Below are 17,779 nucleotides of genomic sequence, written 5' to 3' on the forward strand. Positions count from 1 at the left end.
GCATGATGTCCTGGCGTGAGAATACGAGCGGCTATCGATTGGGCGCTGCCCTATTGGACACGCGGGCAGGCCGGGCGTGAGACGCCGCCAGAGCTTTTCAAGGTCCTTTACTACGGGTGGCTGCTGGCTTTCGTCCTCAAGGTGCTGGGCTCCTCATGGGACGTCTCCTGGCATTTCAAGTGGCTGCGTGACGACCTGGCACCCCCGCACCTGCTCAACTCGGCGGGCACGGCGATCGTCCTTGCGCTCACCATCATTCATGGTTACACCGGTTATGGCGTCGACAGAACCGCGCTGCGGCTGATCCAGTGGGGGACGGGCACCTTCCTGGTCGCGGTGCCGCTCGACCTGATCAACCACCGGGTCAACGGGCTCGACATCACCTCGTGGAGTCCCTCGCACATCCTGCTCTACCTCGGCACCTTCTTCATGATCGCGGGGGTGATCCGGGGCTGGTACGTCGGCGGGGGAGGCAAGCCCGTGCTCGCCGCGCTGTTCGCCTTCTTCCTGGAGAACATCCTCTTCCCCGCCCAGCACCAGGAGTACGGCGTGTTCGCCATCGCCGCCTGGGACAGGGGGGCGCCGGAGGCGGAGCCGATCCTCATGCAGTTCGCCGCCGACCAGATGGGCAGGCCGGTGGACCGTGACATGATGGTCGCCTTCTCGCTGCCGGTGCCCGACTACCTCTACCCCGTCTACTTCACCGTCGCCGGCCTGATCGTGCTGGCCGTGGCGCGGATGATGGTCGGCAGGTTCGGCACGGCGACGCTGGTCGCCGCCGCCCTCGTCGTCTACCGCGCGGCCGTCTGGCCGCTGCTCAGCGTCGCCGACTTCCCCGAGTCGGCGGTGCCGTTCTTCCTGGTGGTCGGCGCGCTCGCGGTGGACGTGGCGTTCCTGATCCGCATGCCGTACCTGAGAGCCGTGCTGGGGGCGGTGCTGGCGACCGCGGCCGTGTACGGCTCGCTCATCGCCCAGCACGCCGTGCTGGCCGCGCCGCCCCTGGCCACCGCCTCGGCGGTGTGGGCGGCGGCGGGCCTGGCAGTCGCCTGGCTGGTCATGGAATGGTTCGTGACCAGGTTCGGGCTGCGCGCCGCCGATCAGCCGATCGGGGCGCGGGTGAGCGCCACGGCCACGCCGTAGGCCAGGCCCATCACGACGAGCTCCGTCGCCGCCCACGCGGCGATGGAGCTCTTCTCGTTGCGGGCGATGCCGGGCATGAGCCGCCATCTGATGTTCGCGGCGAGGGGGATCAGCAGGCCGACCAGCGCCACCTTGGCCAGCACCAGCAGGCCGTACTCGGAGGCGACCAGATCGCCCGGCAGCTCGACGCCGGTGGTCAGGGCCATCGTCGAAAGGCCGCTGACCAGACCTGACAGGGAGACCACGGCCAGCGCGATCGTGGCGACCTTCGAGAACCTGGGCAGTGCGACGGCCAGCAACTCGCCGCGTGAGGCGAGATAGGCGCCGACCGCCAGGAGGCCGCCCGTCCAGACGGCCGCGCCCATCACGTGGAGCTCCATCGAGATCATGATGGGGTCGTGCCACACCGAGTCGACCGCGTGGCCCGTCACGGGGACCGGCAGCAGGCCGAACAGCGCGATCACGATCCGCAGCTCGGCGGGGACCTTCTCGCCGAACCGCACGGCCAGCAGGCCGAAAGCCGCGTAACCGAGCGCGCACGCCGTGCTGAACAGCAGGCCCTGGCCGGCGCCCACCGAGCCGATGTAGGTGGCGATCATGCCGAGCGTCGGCACCGTTCCAGGGCTCAGCTCGGCGGTGTACAGGACGATCGTCACCAGTGCGGTGATCGCCCAGATCCACGCGGCGGTGACGGCGTGGGTCCTGACGCGGCGCATGACGGGCTCGGTGGCGTCGGGGTCGTCGAAGCCGAGCAGCTTGGGCAGCAGGCTGAGACCGACGACGGCGGCGGCGGCCAGATCGAGCAGGACCCTGACGGCCGGCAGGCCGTACTCGACGACGGGGCCTGGCAGGGGGATGCCGGGGACGGGATCCTCGGCGGTCAGCGTGGCGGCGACGACGGCCGCGCAGACGGCGGCGAGGACCAGGCCCGCCGACATCCTGCCTGCCGTTACCGCACGGGCGGCGGGCCGTACCTCGGTGACGGTCATGCGTCGACCTGCCCGTCGGCGCGGGTGGCCGTCCCGCCTGCGGAGGCGACAGGGTGGTCGCCCGGTCCTGCGGCGGTGGTGGCGGCCTGCGCGGACGCGGACGGGTTCGTGGCGGGGGAGGGGGCGGCGCGGCGCAGGGCGATGACGGTGCCCGCGCCGAGAAGCACGAGCGCGCCGACCACCCACACGATGGCCATGCCGGCGCCGCCGTTCGCCGCCGCCTCGGCCGCCTGGGCGCCGAGGTCGGCCGCCTGCGACTGCTGCGGCGCGGGCGCCTGAAACGCGGGCGTGCCGGTGCCCGCGACGGTCAGCGTGAACGTGACCTTCCCTGAGACCGGGTGCCCGTCGGCCGACAGGATGCGGTAGCCGATCACGTACGCGCCGGCGGGCCCGAGCGGCCTGAGCCGCGCGGTGACCTTCGACCCGTTCACCGTGGCCTGCGCGGCCTCCCACCTGCCGCCGTCCGGACCCGTGACCGTGACCTGGGCGAAGCCCTGCCGCGCCGGCTGGTCGAACTCCAGCGTGACCTGCTCGGGCGCGGACGGCAGCGCGGCGCCCTCCTTGGGGTCGCTGCCGGTCAGCACGTTGTGCGCCTGCGCGGGCGCGACCGTGACGCCCAGCGCGGCGCACGCGAGCAGCAGGACCGTGAGTAGCCGCCTCACCGATCTCGACCTTCCGTAGAGCATGTCTTGACCAAGACATGCTCCCACTGCCGGCCACCTGCCGCGTTCGCGGTATAGCCGTGTTGATCGGGTACGGCATAGCATGCCGCCACCGCGATTCCCCCGATCACGCCGCGCGGAGGCCCCGATGAGCAGTGTCTCCCCACCGACCTCGGGGGCGCTGGCCGAACCCGTGCACAGGGTCGGCCCCTGGTGGGTGGCGAGCATCGCCTTCGCCAACCTGGCGCTGTTCGTCGGCTACTTCGCCCCGCTCCAGGTGCTGCTGCCCGAGCAGTTGGCCGCCGTCTCCCCGGGCGACAAGGAGGGCGCGCTGGCCTGGGTGACCGGCGCGGGCGCGCTGGTGGCGATGCTGGCCAACCCGGTCGCGGGCGCCCTGTCCGACCGCACGACGGGCCGCTGGGGCCGCAGGCATCCGTGGACGGTCGCGGGCGCGCTCGCCGGAGGCGCCGCGATGGTGTTCCTCGCCTTCCAGACCAGCGTGCTGGGCATCGCGCTCGGCTGGTGCCTGGCCCAGGCCGCGCTCAACGCCACCCAGGCGGCGCTCAGCGCGGGAGTGCCCGATCACGTGCCGGTCGACCAGCGCGGCGAGGTCTCGGGATGGATCGGCGTGCCCCAGTCGGTGGGGGTGGTGCTCGGCGTCGTGCTGGTGACCGTCGTGGCCACCACGACCAGATCGGGCTACCTGCTGGTCGGCGCGGTGGTGGCGGTGTTCGTGCTGCCGTTCGTGCTGACCACGAAGGATCCCCGGCTGACCGAGCGCCCGCCGTTCGACCCGAAGGAGCTGTGGGTCAGGCATCCGGACTTCTTCTGGGCGTGGATCACCCGCTTCCTGATGATGCTCGGCAACTCGATCGCCACGCTCTACCTGCTGTACTTCCTCACCGACGAGGTGGGCTACGAGCGGCTGTTCCCCGGCGAGAAGGCGACCGACGGGCTGCTGGTCCTGATCCTCGTCTACACCGCCACGGTGGTGCTCACCACGGTCGTGGCCGGCGTCGTCTCGGACCGGCTGGGCCGCCGCAGGCTCCTGGTGACCTGCTCCGGCCTGATCAGCGTGATCCCCGCGGTCATGATGGCGTTCTGGCCGCAGTGGCCCGTGGTCATGGCCGCCGCGGCGATCCTCGGCGCCGGGTTCGGCGCCTACCTGTCCGTGGACAACGCCCTGGTCACCCAGGTCCTGCCCAGCGCCGGCGGCAGGGCGAAGGACCTCGGCGTCATCAACATCGCCAACTCGGGCCCGCAGGTGCTCGCCCCGGTGATCGCCGGGCCGATCGTCGCGGGGCTGGGCGGCTACACCGTGCTCTACCTGGCCTCGGCCGTCCTCGCGCTGTTCGGCGCCGTCCTGGTGTGGAAGATCCGCGGCGTGCCCTGACTGATCAGGGGCAGGCGGCGCGCACCGGCGAGGTCACGTCGCGAAGTCGGCCGCGTGGTCGGCGAGGTAGTCGGCCAGCGACCGCGGCGGGTGTCCCGTCAGGGCCTCCACGGTACCGGTGATCTCCGACCAGGGGCTGTCCGGCACCGCCGCCATCATCTCGGCCAGCTCGCGGGCGGTCGGCTCCGGCATGCCCCACCGCTCCTGCGCGTGCCTGGTCATCTCCTCGATGCTCAGGTCCACATAGGTCACCGTACGGCCGAGCGTCGCGGTGAGCCGGGCGGCGATCTCCTGCTGGGACAGCGCCGCGGGCCCGGTGAGGACATGTGTCGCGCTCTCGCCGACGGGGCCTGTGAGCAGGGCGAAGGCCACGTCGGCGATGTCGCGTGTGTCGATGTAGCCGGTGCGGCCGGTGCCATACGAGCCGTGGAAGCGGCCGTCGGCGACCTCGCGCGGCAGGCTCTGCATGAAGCCCACGGGCTCCAGGATCGCGTGGGTCAGCCCCGACTTCCTGAGGTGCGCGTCGACCTCGCCGTGCAGCCCGCTGCTGAGCGGCCCGCCAGGGGTCGCGCCGAGCACCGACACGGCCACCACCTGGGACACGCCCGCGGCGGCGGCGCGGTCGACGACCTCCTTGTGCCGCTGGACGAACCCGGGCCACGGCGAGGTGTTGAGGAAGAGCCTGTCGCCCATCGGGATGGACGAGGGTCGCTCGAAGTCGCCCACCGCGTACTCGACGCCGAGTTCCTCACCCTGTTCGGCCCGCCGTACCAGGGCCAGGACGTCGGCGCCCGACTCGCGCAGGCGGGAGACCAGCGCGCGGCCGATCGAACCGGTCGCGCCCGTTACCACGATCATCGAAACCTCCATAAGTGGACGATCGGATTCCGCTTCTGGCTGGACGGTACACTAAGCGGAAGATTGTCGTCCACTTAGGAGTCGAGGTGCGTGCTGACGCCCGCCGTAACAGGGACCGGATCGTGGAGGCGGCGCGCGCCGTGGTGGCCGAGCGGGGGATCGACGCGCCGATGGAGCTCATCGCGCGCCGCGCCGAGGTCGGCGTGGGCACCGTCTACCGGCGCTTCCCCGACCGGCACGCGCTGATCGCGGCCATGGCCGACCAGTACATCCACGAGATCGCCGACGCTCTCACCAGGGCCGAGGAGTCGGGCGACGGGGCGATGGCGGCGGTCAGGTCGTTCGTGGTGTGGTGCGGGGACCAGGGCAGGGGCGCGCTGGCGGCCGCGCTGGCGGACCTGCCGCAGGAGCTGTTCGAGGAGATGAGGGAGTTCGTCACGGTGAGGGCGAACCTGGTCGAGCGGCTGGAGGCGCTCGTCGCCGCCGCGCAGGAGCGCGGCGAGATGCGGGCCGATGTGGGCGCCGACGACCTGATGGCGCTGCTGAACATCTTCGCCTGTCACCCGACGCCGCGGGGCGAGCACTACCTGCGGATCATGCTCGACGGCATTGACAACAGTTCACGCCATCATTGACCACCGACGGATGGTCGAGGCGGCGGGACTGGGAAAGGCCTCGGCCCGACGGCGGCGGTCGAGCGGGCACCACGACCTGGCTGTGAGCCTCGTGGTCGAGCGGCCCGTGCCCTTCCTGGACGAGCTCGACCATCGGGTGAGTGCGGCCTGCGCGTGGGCGTGCGCACGCCGCCACCGGTCGGCGTCGATGACCTGAACTTGACGGGAGTCTGGCCAGAAACCTCCCCATATCCGGGCAAGCCGTCCTCATGGCCCCGCACTGGAGGGAGGCAGGATGACAGCGATCATCGTGTGGCAGGAGGCGGGCGAGATGGAGAGGCGCCGGCTGATGGCCAGGGGAGGTGCGTCCGCTCCCGATGCCGAGCTGGTGGAGTCGGTGGCGGATCTGGTCCAGAGGGTACGGCTGCGCGGCGACGAGGCCCTGGTCGAGGCGCTCCACAGGTTCCACTGCGTCAGGGCGGAGCTCAGGATCGGCCCCGAGGAACTGCAGGCCGCGGGAAACGGGCTGGACGACGGGCTCAAGCAGGCGATCAGGGTCTCCATCGCCCAGGTCAGAGCCTTCAACGAGATCGCGCTCGCGCGCTCGGCCTGGCGCGCCGAGATCGACGGGGTCGGGCTCGGCGAGGTGACGCGCCCGATCGAGAGCGTGGGGCTGTACGTCCCGTGCGGCAAGGGCTCCTTTCCCTCGGTCCTGATCATGGTCGCCACCCCTGCGGTCGTGGCGGGCGTCGGCAGGATCGCGCTCGTCGTGCCCCCCGGCGTGGACGGCGGGGTGGACCCCGCGGTGCTGTTCGCCGCGCACGAGCTGGGACTGACCGAGGTCTACCGCAGCAACGGCCCCGCCGGGATCGCCGCCCTGGCCTGCGGCACCGCGACCATCCCCGCGGTTCGCAAGCTCGTCGGGCCCGGCAGTCCCGCCGTGACCCTCGCGATGGCCGAGGCACGGCGGCTCGGCTGCGTGGTCGAGGCGGGCTTCGGGCCGACCGACTCGCTGATCGTCTGTGACGGCTCGGCCGACCCCAGGCTGCTGGCGGCCGACCTGCTGAACGAGGCCGAGCACGGCCTCGACTCCGCCGCCGTCCTCGTCGGCATCGACCTGCAGGTGCTGAAACGGGCGGCCGCCGAGGTGTCCGCCCAGATCGCCGACCTGCCTGGACCGCGCCGCGACTACGCGGAGGCGTCGGTGCGGGCCAACGGCGGCATCGTGCTGGCGCGTTCGCGCGAGGAGGCCATGGCGATCGCCAACGCCTACGCGCCCGAGCACCTCCAGCTCGCCGTCGAGGACCCTGAGATGTGGCTTCCCCTGGTACGGCACGCGGGCACGGTCCTGCTCGGCCAGTGGACGACCCCGTCGGCGTCGAACTTCGCCATCGGCACCCCGGCCACGCTGCCCACGAGCGGCTTCGCGAAGGTGGTGAGCGGCGTGTCGGTGCACACCTATCTGACCAGGATCCCGGTCGCGCAGCTCGACAAGGACGCGTTCTGGCGGCTCGCGCCGACGATCACGGCGCTGGCCGAGCACGAGGGCTTCCCCGCCCACGCCGCGACGGTCACGGTCAGGCAGAATTGACATCGTCGCCCTGCGACCCGCGGCGCGAGCCGTACGGCTCCCGCCGCGGGGGCGCGGCGGGCCGCCTGCAGACGTAGGTGCGCGCGGGGGGCAGGTTCCGCCAGATGGTCCTGGTCGTGAGCACCTCGTCGAAGGCCGCGCCGAGTCGCCCGCGGAAGCGCCTGCCCGGCCCGAACGGGGTGCCGGTCAGGTAGGCGATCGTGGTGAAGCTCCCTCCCGCCTTCACGAAGACACCCAGATCAGTTCGCATGCTCCGACGCTAGGGAAGCGGCGGGCCCCTCGACTCCTGCCTGACGCCGATCTCCGCCCTCCGCCCATGAGCCGATCCGACCGGCCGGCGGGCCGGAGCTCTCCTCCTCGAGGGGGGCGGCCGTCTGCTCCTCGACGGACTGCCAGGCGCGCTCCAGCCTCGCCAGCTCCTCGCGGTCGAGATCGCGCAGCGGCGCCCTGCAGTACCCCGCGGGACGGCCCCACAGGCGCAGGAGCCCGCGGTAGATCGCCAGGTCACTCGCGCCGCGCACGACGGGGTCGGTGACCAGGCGGCGTAGCGGGAGCAGGCGCGCCCACCTGTCGCGGGCGCCGTGCAGGTCGCCGTGGCGCATCGCCTCCCACAACCCGGCGCCCGCCGCGGTGGTGACGTTGAGCAGGCCGCTGATCCAGCCGTGCGCGCCGCCCGCCATGGCCTCCAGTGGCGCGGCGAACCCGCCGTAGAACACCGAGAAGCCGTCGCCGGTCGCCGCGCGCAGCTCGTGCACCTCGTGCACGGTCGGCAGCGTGCTCTTGACCCCGTGCACCACGCCCTCCTCGTGGAGCCGAGCCAGCTCGGCCACCGGCAGGGGAGGGACGGCCGCGTTGGCGGGGATGTTGTAGACCCACACGGGCAGCCGGCACGCCTTCGCCACCGCCCGGTAGTGGCCGACGATCTCCCGCGGGGTGGGCCGCTGGTAGTACGGCAGGACCACCAGCGCGGCCGAGGCGCGTGCCCGCTCGGCGTGCAGGGTCAGCTCGACGGTCTCGGCCGTGCTGTAGGCGCCGGTCCCCGCCAGCACCGGCACCCTTTCGCCTACCGCGTCGAGCGCCACCTCCAGCAGCCGGCGCCGCTCGGCTCCCGACATCGCCACGAACTCGCCGCTGGTGCCGCCCACGACCAGCCCGTGCGCCCCCTGCTCGACCAGCCAGTCCAGGTGCTCGGCGGTGGCCCGCTCGTCCAGGCTCCCGTCGGCGGCGAACATGGTCAGCGCCGCCGGCCACACGCCCCTCACCGGGTGCCGCCCCTGTCGTACTCGGGCCTGAACGGATGCCTGAGGATCTCCTCGATCCGTGGTCTCGGTCCGAGCCCCGGCGCGTCGGAGACGATCCACTCGCCGTTGCTCACCCGTGGCGGGTCGTCGGTGTAGCGGTCCCAGTAGACCAGTTGCTCGGGGGTGAGCATCGACTCCGAGATCAGCAGGTTGGGCAGCGTCGCGGCCAGCTGCCAGGTGGCCGCGCTCGCCAGGGGCCCGAACGGGTTGTGGAAGGCCATGCCGATCGCATTGGCCTCTGCCATCGCGGCGATGCGCCTGGCCGCCGTCAGCCCGCCGCAGAAGATCACATCGGGCTGTGCGACCGCCAGCGCCCGCTGTTCGAGGAACGGAGCGGCGGCGTAGGGTCCCGCCCACCGTTCGCCGGCCGCGATCGGCGTCGTGGACCTCCTGGACACCTCGGCCAGCCACTCCGGCCGCTCCGGCGGCACCGGCTCCTCGATGAAGGTCAGCCGGTACGGCTCCAGCACCTCGCACAGCCGCAGCGCGTTGGCCACGCTCAACCGGCCGTGGCAGTCGAGCATCAGGTGCACGTCCGGCCCCGCCACCTCGCGGGCGGCCGCGAAGTACTCGGCGACCAGCGACCAGATCCAGTTCGGCAGCAGCTCGGTCTCGGTCTGTCTGGCGGGGATGGCCGCAGGCGTCTCGTGATGGACGCTCGACACCTTCGTGTAGAAGCCGGGCAGCGTCGTCTTGACGGCGGTGAACCCCATCGCGATCCTGTCGGCCACCTCGGCCGCGAACTGCTCGGGCGTCTCGGTGGCCCTCGCGTGCGTGTAGACGGGCACCGAGTCCCTGAACTTCCCGCCGAGCAGCCGGTGGACGGGCACGCCCAGCGCCCGCGCGTTCAGGTCCCAGAGCGCCACGTCCAGGGCCGAGATCCCGATCGTCAGCAGCGTGCCGCCGAGGAAGGAGTCGCGGTACATCCGCTCGAAGTGCTGCTCCACCCTGGTCGGGTCCTTGCCGACCAGGTACTCGCCGAGCTCTTCCACGATCGCGGAGACCGCTCTGGTACGGCGGCGCATGGCGACCTCGGCGTACCCCTCGACACCGTCGTCGGTCTCGATCCTGACGTAGATGGCGTTGTAGTACCCGAACTCGGCGATCCACTGCCGGACGGCGGTCACGCGCATGCGCTGGCTCCTTCGGGAGGGAATGACCCCATCCTCAGCACACTTAGGACCTAAGTCAAGAGTGTGCGTGAGCACAGGAGTTTTCCCGGCATCCCGCGATGGTCTACGCTTTCCTCGAACATAGGTCTTTGGTTAAGGAGACGCTCAGTGGCCGAGGCGACGCCGCGCGACCGCGCCCTGCTCGGCACCAGGATCGCCGGACTGATCACCGAGTACATCCGTGCCCGCGGCCTGACCGAGGGCGATGAGCTGCCCTCGGAGGCCAGACTTGCCGACGAGTACGGCGTGAGCCAGCGCGTCGTCCGCGACGCCTTCCGCTCGCTCACCCAGCAGGGCGTCATCCGCACCCGCCAGGGCAAGCGCGCCGTGGTGAGCGAGCTGCGCCCTGTGGCCGTGCACAGTTACTTCCGCCTGGCCATGGAGGCCGACGCCGCGGCCATCGACGAGCTCGTCGAACTGCGGCTCGCCCTGGAGACCAAGGCGGCGGGCCTGGCCGCCACGCGCATCACCGCGGCCGAGCTCGACGAGCTGCGGGCCGTGCTCGACGAGGTGGAGCACGTGGGCGACGACCTGCGCAGGCGCGTCCAGCTCGACCTGGCCTTCCACATCGGCGTCGTCAAGGCGGCCCGCAACCGGTTCTTCAGCGGGGTCATCGAGGCGCTGTCCGAGGCGCTGGCCGCCGAGCGGGAGCGCGGCAAGGAGCTGACGGAGGCGCTGGGGGAGAGTCACGCCGAGAGCGACGCCGAGCACCGCGCCCTGCTGCTCGGGCTCGGCACCGGCGACGCGGCGCTGGCCGAGCAGCAGATGCGCGCCCACCTGCAACGCGTCCAGCGCGCGTTCCGCGGCGAGGACTGACCGCGGAGGACCGGCTCCCGGCGAGGACCGGAGCGCCTGGAGCCGGTCCGGCCTCACTCCCAGACCGGGGCGGCCTCCGCCCTCCTGTAGAGCGCGTCGAAGTCCTCCGACCCGTCGTCGTCACGGACGTCCAGACAGGCTCCCCTCGACTGGGCAGGCATGTTCCCGACATACCTGCACTCCTCGAACAGCTGCTTGATCCCCGCGTAGCACCGGACCCTGCCGTCCCCGAGGCGGAAGCTGAGCAGCCGCCTCGGCGGCACGGGCGTGAACCCGTCCGGCACCCGCCACCGCTCCAGCGCCTCCTCGTCGAAGGCGACGCCGAGGCCGGGACCCTCGGGCAGCCGGCCGTACCCTCCGCGCACCTCGATCGGCTCGGTCAGCAGGTCGTCGGCGTAGACGTTCAGGCAGGTCACCGCGGGCCATCGGGCGTGGGTGAGGACCGCGCCCAGGTGCAGCGTCCACGCGGTCGTCAGCCCGGGGCCGACGATCTGAAGGAAGAGGTCCTTGTTGAAGGCCGCCGCCCTCAGGCCCTGCGCGATCGTGCCCGACACGCCCGCGTTGCAGGAGACGAACCCGTCGATCGCGTCCTCCCGCATCCACGAGGGGAACAGGGCCGCGTTGTAGTGCTCGACGACGGGCCTTGCGACCTTGGCCCTGACCGCCCGCTGGGCGGCCACGTCCGACTGCAGCACGGGGGATTCGTACATCTTCACCCTGGGCTGCCGGTCCAGCTCGCGCAGCACGTCGATCGCCTCGCCGGGGGTGCGCAGCATGCCGTTCCAGTCCAGGTCCAGCTCGTAGTGCACGGGCGTGACGGCGGAGATCGCGGCGACCTGCTCGTGGACGTCGAACCACGGCCTGGCCTTGAGCTTGTGGGCGAGGTAGCCCTCGGCCATGGCGTCCTTGGCCTCCTCGGCCAGCACCGCGGGCGGCATCTTGGTGCTCCACCAGGCCAGCGGGCACCAGCGCCGTACCACCGGCTGGCCGAACAGCGCGTGGACGGGCACGCCGAGCGCCTTGCCCACCACGTCGTACAGGGCCATCTGCAGCCCGGCCCCCAGCGTGTCGTCGGCCATCACCTCGGCTGGATGGCGGCCGACCACCCGGGCGACCGTCTCGTCCGTGGTCCTGGCCCAGGTGTAGTGGGGGAGGCTCTCGCCGTACCCGACCAGCTCGGCGGAGTCGGTGCGGACCCGCACGATCTCGACCACCGCGAACTCGGCGACGAGGATCTCGTTCCACGGACGGGAACGCTCGCGGAAGGGGACGTGCAGGGTGGTCCGCTCCACCCCGGTGACGCGCAGGCTCATGGGCTCCTCACTTCCCGTATCCGGCGGCGATGCCTTCGATGAGGCGGCTGCTCATCCAGAGGTAGAGCAGGAGCAACGGGATCACGACGACGCAGATCCCCGCGAAAAGGACCGACCAGCGGGCGCCCGTGTACTGCATGGTCTGGACGAAGTTCAGCAGGGTCAGCGAGATCGTCTTCTTCTCCTGCAGGAACGACAGGGCGAAGAACGTCTCGCCCCAGTCGCCGATGGCCTGCAGGATGAACAGCGCGATCAACCCCGACCTGGTCAGCGGCAGCATCACACGCCAGTAGGTGTGGTACGGGCTCGCCCCGTCCAGCGCCGCGGCCTCCTCCAGCTCGCGGGGGAGCGAGGCGAAGAACGCGGTCAGGAAGAAGACGGAGAACGGCAGGTTCGTGGCGATGTAGACGATCAGGAGGCCCGACAGCGAGTCGATCAGCCCCACCCTGTCCAGTCCGAGGTAGATCGGAATCATGATGGCGGGTCCGGGGATGCCGAGGCCCATCGCGAAGAAGACGGTGACGGGTCCCGCCGGCCGCCAGCGGAAACGCGACAGCACGTAGGCCGCGGGCGCCGCGAGCAGGATCGTGCCCAGGCCGCTGCCCGTCACGAGCAGCAGGGAGTTGAGCACGCCGTCACCGAAGGCGGCCGAGGTCCACGCCTCGGCGTAGTTGGCCCACTGGAGCTCGGCGGGCAGGCCCCACGGGTCGTGGACCACCTCCCTGGTGGTCTTCAGCGACGACAGCGCCATCCAGCCGACGACGAACAGGTCGAAGACGGCGAGCGACCAGGCCAGCGGCATCGCCAGCAGGAACAGCGGGCCGCGGCTGCGTCGTACGGTGCGGGTGGTCATGCGGCTCCTCAGTAGTCGGTCCGCTCGCGGCGGCCCGTCACCCTGCGGACCAGGAGGGTCAGCACGACGGTCAGGGCCATGGTGAGGACGGCGGCGGCCGAGGCGATGCCGTACCTCGGCACGCCGTCGGAGGGGAAGGCCCCCGCGTAGGCGTAGACGGAGAACGTCCACAGTCCCGTGGGTGGCAGGCTGCCCGTGGCACCGGCGAAGACCAGGACGAACTCGAAGGTCTTGAGCGCGCCGATCGCCCACAGCACCGCGCACACCCCGATGACGTCCCACATCAGCGGCATGGTGATGTGCCAGAACCGGCGTACGGCCGACGCGCCGTCGAGCTCGGCGGCCTCGTAGAAGGCGCGCGGGATGCGGTCGGCCGCCGCCATGAAGATCACCGTGTACGTCCCGGCCGCCAGCCACGTCATGCCGGCCATCACGGTGGCGAACATGTTCTCCGGCGCCAGCCACAGGGGAGGCTCGGTCACCCCCAGCGACTCCAGGACGGAGTTGGCCAGCCCGTCGGGGTCGAGCATGAACCCCCACAGGATGGCGATCACCAGCCCCGGCACCAGGCTGGGGAAGAACACCACGGCCCGCACGAACCTCCGGCCGACCATGTCCTGCAGCAGCATGGTCAGCACGAAGGAGATGACGAAGACGGCCGCCCCCACGCCGAAGAGGATCTTCATGGTGTTCGCGAACGACTGGCCGAAGACGGGGTCGGCGACCATCTCGGCGTAGTTGCCGAGCCCCGCCCACTCCATGGGACCCGCTCCGGCCCAGTCGTTGAAGCTGATCCAGACGGTGAAGACACTCGGCACGATCATGACGAGCGTGTACACGGCCAGCGCGGGCAGCAGGAACGGGCCGATCATCCGCCGCCTGGCCGCCTCGAAGGGCCCCACGCCCTCCGCCCGCACGGCGGGCCGCGCGGCCGTACGCTCCATCAGGCGAACGGCCATCAGCCCTTCGACTTCCAGTAGGCGGCGGCCTGCTCCGCCATCTTCGCCGTGAAGTCCGCCGCGGTGAGCTCCCCGAACAGCAACCGGTCGCTCAGCGGCAGCAGGACCTTGCTGTTGAAGTCGCCGGCGTCGACCAGGTCGGCCTTGTTGATCTCGCCGCTGTCCAGCGCCTTCTTCAGGTCGGCGATCTGCGGCGCGGCGGGCACGTCCTTGCGCACCGACATCTCCAGCGCCACGGTGGAGACCTTCTCCTGGTACTTGCGCTGCAGGAAGAAGGCGACGAAGCGCTTGGCGTCGGCGGCGTTGCGCGCCTTCTTGGGGATTCCGAACCCGGTGGTCGTCACGTTCAACGTCGGTGTCTTCCCGGCCACGGCCGGGAAGCGGAAGGCGCGGAACTCGAAGCCGGGCGCGGCGTACGGCGCGACCTCCTTGGGCAGGTAGGTGCCCTGGTAGAGGAAGTCGGACTCCCCGCCTGCCCATTTCTGCTGCATGGCGGGGAACTTGGTGGCGTTGAAGCCGTCGGGGAAGTAGCCGCCCTTGGCCAGCTTCTCCACCATCGTGGCCGCCTGGAGCACCTCCGGCTTGAGCCAGCCGCGCCCCGTGCGGTCGGGCGCGAGCGCGTGCCAGCCCTCGTCGCCCATGATCGCGCGGGCGAAGTGCTCCAGGTAGCGGGCGTTGTAGTTCGGGATGCTGCCGTCCTGCCCGAGCGGCTTGCGGCCCTTGGCCTTCTGCGCCTCCAGCAGGGCGGTGAACTCCTCCCACGTCTTGGGGGGCGCGGTGACCAGCTCGGGGAAGGCCTTGCCGTTGAAGAACCAGCCGTAGGTGGAGACCTGGTAGGGGACCTGGGTGACCACCCCGTCGGCCGAGGTGGCCATCCGCCGGTAGGCCTCGCCGACGGTCTCGGCGACGGTGGCCTGCTCGCCGTGGACCTTGGCCTGGTAGACGTCGGACAGGTCGAGGGCGGCCTTGGTCGCGGCGAACTGCCTGGTCAGCTCCCTGTTGTTGCCCTCCACCAGGTCGGCGGGCACGTGGTCGGTGTTCAGGCTGGGCAGGAACGTCTTGACCGCGGTACGGCCCTTCCACTGGGTCCTGACCTTGACGCCCGTCTCCTTCTCGAAGTCGGCGGCGGCCTCGGCCAGCACCTTCTGGTTGGGCTCGCCCTCCGACCACATGCTCCAAACGGTGATCTCCCTGTCGCCGCCGCCCGAGGCCTGGCCGCCGCAGGCGGTTAACAGGCAGACGGCGACGATCGCGGCTCCGACCTTCATGGGGACCGCCCTCTCAATTAAGACATAGGACAGATGTGTGTGCCCACCGTACAGCGCATCCGCCCAGGGTCAAGAGGTATTCCAGCGCGGCCGATTCCTTGACGGACCGTGGAGCGACGGTTACATTCCGGGCCAATACTTCAGTCCTAGGTCCTAGGAAAGGATCGCCGTGACGCATCAGGAGACCTCCCGCCGTTCGGTCTTGGCAGGGCTCGGGCTCGCCGCCGCGGCGGCCGCCCCCATGGTGGCCGTTGCGCCGCCCGCCCAGGCGGCCACCCCCGAGAATGCCGCCGCCGTCAACAGCATCAACCTCTACCCTGCCGACGCCTACGGCGCGGTCGCCGACGGCGTGGCCGACGACTCCGCGGCGCTGCAGCGGGCGATCGACGCCGCCGCCGCGGCCGGTGGCGGCACGGTGGTGCTGCGGGCCGGCAAGCAGTACCTGCTCGGCAAGTCGCTCCAGCTCAAGACGGGCATCGCGCTCGCCTCCGACCGCGCCCGCGCCACGCTGGTCCTCACCAGCGGCTACGCCGATCCGCACGTGCTCGCCGTCAAGGACGTCTCGGTGGTGACGCTGCGCAACCTCAAGCTGGACTGCGGCGAGCGGCGCCCGCTCCTGGCCGGCGTGCACGTCACCGCGAGCACCGACGTGATCCTCGACAACCTGCACGTCGAGGGCCTCACGGCCGGGGCCTACGACCGTCCCTCCGGCGTGGGTTCCACCGCGCTGGTGCGGATCGGGGACTCCCACCGGCTCCAGGTGGTGGGCTGCCGCCTGACCAAGGGCTACATCGGGCTCAACGTCGTCGGCAACTCCACGCACATCCTGATCGACGACTGCGACGTGCACGACCTGTCCCAGTTCGGCATGCACGTCCACGGCACAGTCGCCTCCCACACCGAGCACCTCACCATCAGCCGCTGCCGCGTCGAGCGCATCGGCGGCGGGCCGCACCCCGAATTCTCCGGCACCCCGATCTACATCACCTCCGGTGGCACCATCCATCCGGGGGCGCAGAAGCACCGCTTCGTCAGGGCGACCGACAACACCCTCACCGGCAACTACAAGGCCTTCAAGTTCGGCGGAAACGCCGACATGATGGCCATCTACGACATCCACGACGGTTTCTTCGACCGCAACGTGATCTTCGGCGGCGGCGACGCGGGCCTGTCCACCGACCGCTGCCGCAAGCTCGTGATCGCCAACAACATCATCGGCCACTGCAACACGGTCGGGATCAACGTCTGGGAGGTCGTCGACTGCACCGTCGTCGGCAACGTGGTCTACAACAACTACCAGAACTTCGACGGGCATCTCATCGCCGAGGACCGCGGCGGCATCAGGACCTACGCGAGGGACGGCAAGAAGTCGGAGAACGTCGTCATCGTCGGCAACCGCAGCTTCGACGACCAGGCGACCAAGACCCAGGACTTCGGCATCTTCATCCACCCGCGCACGAGGGGCGTGGACATCGGGGCCAACACCCTCACCGGCAACAAGACGGGCCTGTTCAAGACCAAGTCGGCCGAGGACATCACCTTCTCCTTCGTCGTCACCCTCGACGCCCTGCCGACCACGGGCTGGTGGGACAAGAACATGGTCGTCCAGCTGCGCAACCCGGCCCCGGGCCAGCCGTCCCGGTGGATCTGCACGGTGGGGGGCACGCCGGGGACGTGGCGGCCCGAGGCGGCGCTGGACGTTCCGGCGGCGATCACCGCGGCTCCCGCCTATGCCGGACAGCTGGCCCTGGCGAACAACGCGCTGTACGTGGCCAAGGGCACGGCCTCGGCGGCCGACTGGCGCAAGGTCGGGGACCTCGCGTGACGGGTGCACCGGACGCGGCGCACCCGAGGACCCTCCTGCGCCGGCGATCCCTGCTGGGCGGCGGCGCGCTGACGGTGGCGGGCGCGGCGGCCACCGTCGCCGTCCCCGCGGCCGTCCCCGCCGCGGCGGCATCCTCGGCGCCGCCCGCGGGAGTGTCCGCGGTGTACGCGCAGTACGTGCGGCGGGAAACCAGACTGCGGCTCTGGACCAGGCGCGAAGGGCACCGATGGATCCGCTACGACCTGCAGCGGTTCACCGCGACAGGGATCAGCCTCGACGCCTGGCGCCTGCAGGAGGTGTTCGCGGTCGACCTGTCGGCCGACGCCCCGGGTCCCGGCGTCGTCGAGACGAACCCGGCGCGGCTCGCGACGCCCGCCAACTACGAGTACGCCCTCTCGCTGCAGGGGGAGAGTCATATCGGCGGGATGCACGGCTTCGAGCTCTCGCGGGGGTCGCTGGTGGTGCTGGACGGGCGTGCCATGCCCGTCGACGAGCTCCCCGAGTACGCCTCCGCGGCCGAGTTCGAGCTGGCCCAGGAGAACGACCTGCTCTCCCGCGGCGACAGAAGCGTGGTCGGCGACCTGCGGGTGCGCCACCTCGTCACGTCCGCCGGGCTGCGGCTGCGCTGGAGCCTGACCTGGCGGCAGGCGCGGACGGTCGCGAACGCCTACGGCGCGATGCTTCCGGCCGACAAGAACGCCGCCGTCTCGACCAGGTGCAGGTTCATGGGCGAGGCGCGCGAGCACGACCTGACCGTTCCCGGACGGCCGCGCGCCGACGCCTACGGCGTGCAGATGTACAACAGGAGCAACGGCCTGGCGCTCTCGGTGGAGCTGACTCCCGACTTCCAGGCGGGATACGCCCACGCGAGCGGCTCAGGGATCTGGGTCAAGACCGACCAGCCGGGCTACAACAAGGCCTACCCCACCCGCGTCTACCCGGGACAGCTGGAGGACGTGGCGGAAGGCGCGACCTGGCGGCTCGACGCCACCTACCGCTTCGCCTGCCCCGCCTGATCAGCCTGC

Annotated in this window: 17 protein-coding genes; 7 read left to right on the forward strand and 10 right to left on the reverse strand. The window is 71.1% G+C overall.

The features are described 5' to 3' along the window. The first annotated feature begins 15 nt into the window (after window positions 1-15). Entirely contained in the window at window positions 16-1,140 is a 1,125-nt protein-coding gene (locus AC3EO4_RS15970) for a hypothetical protein (protein WP_379573816.1), read from the forward strand. Here AC3EO4_RS15970 and AC3EO4_RS15975 read toward each other — a convergent pair. Then, a complete protein-coding gene (locus AC3EO4_RS15975; RefSeq protein ID WP_431896260.1) occupies window positions 1,098-2,129 on the reverse strand; it encodes a copper resistance D family protein in 1,032 nt (343 codons plus the stop codon). The two genes, AC3EO4_RS15970 and AC3EO4_RS15975, sit on opposite strands and share 43 nt — an antisense overlap. After that, window positions 2,126-2,791, reverse strand: coding sequence for a copper resistance CopC family protein (locus AC3EO4_RS15980; RefSeq protein WP_431896262.1), 666 nt, complete (start codon window positions 2,789-2,791; stop codon window positions 2,126-2,128). The genes AC3EO4_RS15975 and AC3EO4_RS15980 overlap by 4 nt, the downstream gene beginning before the upstream one ends. 148 nt (window positions 2,792-2,939) lie before the next feature. Between AC3EO4_RS15980 and AC3EO4_RS15985 the strand changes: the two genes are divergently transcribed. Continuing rightward, on the forward strand, window positions 2,940-4,184 hold the full coding sequence (locus AC3EO4_RS15985) for an MFS transporter (protein ID WP_379573819.1): 1,245 nt from the start codon (window positions 2,940-2,942) through the stop codon (window positions 4,182-4,184). A gap of 33 nt (window positions 4,185-4,217) precedes the next feature. On the opposite strand, the gene AC3EO4_RS15990 is transcribed toward AC3EO4_RS15985, so the two are convergent. Next, window positions 4,218-5,042: an NAD(P)H-binding protein gene (locus AC3EO4_RS15990; RefSeq protein WP_379573820.1), complete on the reverse strand. Its 825-nt coding sequence runs from the start codon at window positions 5,040-5,042 to the stop codon at window positions 4,218-4,220. 86 nt (window positions 5,043-5,128) lie between these two features. On the opposite strand from AC3EO4_RS15990, the gene AC3EO4_RS15995 reads away from it, so the two are divergent. Further along, on the forward strand, window positions 5,129-5,677 hold the full coding sequence (locus tag AC3EO4_RS15995; RefSeq protein WP_431896263.1) for a TetR/AcrR family transcriptional regulator: 549 nt from the start codon (window positions 5,129-5,131) through the stop codon (window positions 5,675-5,677). Window positions 5,678-5,951: 274 nt separating this feature from the next. Next, window positions 5,952-7,247: a histidinol dehydrogenase gene (hisD, locus tag AC3EO4_RS16000; RefSeq protein ID WP_379573823.1), complete on the forward strand. Its 1,296-nt coding sequence runs from the start codon at window positions 5,952-5,954 to the stop codon at window positions 7,245-7,247. Here the strand turns inward: hisD and AC3EO4_RS16005 are convergent. Genes AC3EO4_RS16005 through AC3EO4_RS16015 form a run of 3 tightly spaced genes read right to left on the reverse strand, consistent with a single transcriptional unit; the run spans window position 7,234 to window position 9,681 of the window. Continuing rightward, window positions 7,234-7,497: a hypothetical protein gene (locus AC3EO4_RS16005; protein WP_431896264.1), complete on the reverse strand. Its 264-nt coding sequence runs from the start codon at window positions 7,495-7,497 to the stop codon at window positions 7,234-7,236. The genes hisD and AC3EO4_RS16005 overlap by 14 nt on opposite strands. Beyond that, the gene (locus AC3EO4_RS16010; RefSeq protein ID WP_431896266.1) at window positions 7,487-8,509 is read right to left on the reverse strand and encodes a dihydrodipicolinate synthase family protein; all 1,023 of its coding nucleotides are present in this window, start codon (window positions 8,507-8,509) and stop codon (window positions 7,487-7,489) included. The genes AC3EO4_RS16005 and AC3EO4_RS16010 overlap by 11 nt, the downstream gene beginning before the upstream one ends. Next, window positions 8,506-9,681 (reverse strand): mandelate racemase/muconate lactonizing enzyme family protein, encoded by a 1,176-nt coding sequence (locus tag AC3EO4_RS16015; RefSeq protein WP_379573827.1) that lies wholly within the window; start codon window positions 9,679-9,681, stop codon window positions 8,506-8,508. Before AC3EO4_RS16015 ends, AC3EO4_RS16010 begins: the two co-directional genes overlap by 4 nt. Window positions 9,682-9,828: 147 nt before the next feature. Between AC3EO4_RS16015 and AC3EO4_RS16020 the strand changes: the two genes are divergently transcribed. After that, window positions 9,829-10,536, forward strand: coding sequence for a FadR/GntR family transcriptional regulator (locus AC3EO4_RS16020; protein WP_379573828.1), 708 nt, complete (start codon window positions 9,829-9,831; stop codon window positions 10,534-10,536). 53 nt (window positions 10,537-10,589) lie between these two features. On the opposite strand, the gene AC3EO4_RS16025 is transcribed toward AC3EO4_RS16020, so the two are convergent. Genes AC3EO4_RS16025 through AC3EO4_RS16040 form a run of 4 tightly spaced genes read right to left on the reverse strand, consistent with a single transcriptional unit; the run spans window position 10,590 to window position 14,929 of the window. Further along, window positions 10,590-11,849, reverse strand: a complete 1,260-nt coding sequence (locus tag AC3EO4_RS16025; RefSeq protein WP_379573829.1) for a mandelate racemase/muconate lactonizing enzyme family protein — start codon at window positions 11,847-11,849, stop codon at window positions 10,590-10,592. Between the two features lie 7 nt (window positions 11,850-11,856). Next, on the reverse strand, window positions 11,857-12,702 hold the full coding sequence (locus AC3EO4_RS16030; RefSeq protein WP_431896268.1) for a carbohydrate ABC transporter permease: 846 nt from the start codon (window positions 12,700-12,702) through the stop codon (window positions 11,857-11,859). An 8-nt stretch (window positions 12,703-12,710) separates the two neighbouring features. Continuing rightward, a complete protein-coding gene (locus tag AC3EO4_RS16035; protein WP_379573831.1) occupies window positions 12,711-13,661 on the reverse strand; it encodes a carbohydrate ABC transporter permease in 951 nt (316 codons plus the stop codon). Next, entirely contained in the window at window positions 13,661-14,929 is a 1,269-nt protein-coding gene (locus AC3EO4_RS16040) for an ABC transporter substrate-binding protein (protein ID WP_379573832.1), read from the reverse strand. The genes AC3EO4_RS16035 and AC3EO4_RS16040 overlap by 1 nt, the downstream gene beginning before the upstream one ends. A gap of 169 nt (window positions 14,930-15,098) precedes the next feature. Here AC3EO4_RS16040 and AC3EO4_RS16045 point away from each other — a divergent pair, with 169 nt between their 5' ends. Then, a complete protein-coding gene (locus AC3EO4_RS16045; protein ID WP_431896270.1) occupies window positions 15,099-16,754 on the forward strand; it encodes a right-handed parallel beta-helix repeat-containing protein in 1,656 nt (551 codons plus the stop codon). Beyond that, a complete protein-coding gene (locus AC3EO4_RS16050) occupies window positions 16,751-17,770 on the forward strand; it encodes a hypothetical protein (protein WP_379573834.1) in 1,020 nt (339 codons plus the stop codon). The genes AC3EO4_RS16045 and AC3EO4_RS16050 overlap by 4 nt, the downstream gene beginning before the upstream one ends. Window positions 17,771-17,779: the final 9 nt, after the last annotated feature.

It is taken from the genome of Nonomuraea sp. bgisy101 (genome assembly GCF_057708945.1).

Coding starts and splice junctions, on each gene's coding strand:
- AC3EO4_RS15975 (WP_431896260.1), bottom strand. CDS start 2,129: ATGACCGTCACCGAGGTACGGCCCGCCGCCCGTGCGGTAACGGCAGGC.
- AC3EO4_RS15985 (WP_379573819.1), top strand. CDS start 2,940: ATGAGCAGTGTCTCCCCACCGACCTCGGGGGCGCTGGCCGAACCCGTG.
- AC3EO4_RS15990 (WP_379573820.1), bottom strand. CDS start 5,042: ATGATCGTGGTAACGGGCGCGACCGGTTCGATCGGCCGCGCGCTGGTC.
- hisD (WP_379573823.1), top strand. CDS start 5,952: ATGACAGCGATCATCGTGTGGCAGGAGGCGGGCGAGATGGAGAGGCGC.
- AC3EO4_RS16005 (WP_431896264.1), bottom strand. CDS start 7,497: ATGCGAACTGATCTGGGTGTCTTCGTGAAGGCGGGAGGGAGCTTCACC.
- AC3EO4_RS16015 (WP_379573827.1), bottom strand. CDS start 9,681: ATGCGCGTGACCGCCGTCCGGCAGTGGATCGCCGAGTTCGGGTACTAC.
- AC3EO4_RS16025 (WP_379573829.1), bottom strand. CDS start 11,849: ATGAGCCTGCGCGTCACCGGGGTGGAGCGGACCACCCTGCACGTCCCC.
- AC3EO4_RS16030 (WP_431896268.1), bottom strand. CDS start 12,702: ATGACCACCCGCACCGTACGACGCAGCCGCGGCCCGCTGTTCCTGCTG.
- AC3EO4_RS16035 (WP_379573831.1), bottom strand. CDS start 13,661: ATGGCCGTTCGCCTGATGGAGCGTACGGCCGCGCGGCCCGCCGTGCGG.
- AC3EO4_RS16040 (WP_379573832.1), bottom strand. CDS start 14,929: ATGAAGGTCGGAGCCGCGATCGTCGCCGTCTGCCTGTTAACCGCCTGC.